General features: G+C 57.0%; 1 protein-coding gene. It reads right to left on the reverse strand.

Going from position 1 to position 237, the window contains the following annotated elements:
• A partial coding sequence (locus tag HMPREF2808_RS13975; protein WP_141752587.1) for a DDE-type integrase/transposase/recombinase occupies positions 1-233 on the reverse strand: 233 nt, incomplete at its 3' end.
• Positions 234-237 lie beyond the last annotated feature (4 nt).

A 237-nucleotide genomic window follows, 5' to 3' on the forward strand; every position in this document is an offset into this window, starting at 1 on the left:
GCGAGTGCATGGCCGACGAGTTTGCGCGAGTAGGCGTCGATGACCGTGGCTAGGTACATGTTCTTGCCGCCCTTACACGGCAGGTAGGTGATGTCGCCGACGTAGACGTGGTTCGGCCTGTCAGCTGTGAATCTGCGGCTTATTAAATCTGGCATGACTCGGTGGCCAGGCTTGCGCCTGGTGGTGATGCATCGACGCCGTTTACTAAAGCCTTTCAGCCCCATGGATTTCATGATG

It is taken from the genome of Corynebacterium sp. HMSC078A10 (assembly GCF_001811565.1).
GTDB classification, from domain to species: domain Bacteria; phylum Actinomycetota; class Actinomycetes; order Mycobacteriales; family Mycobacteriaceae; genus Corynebacterium; species Corynebacterium hesseae.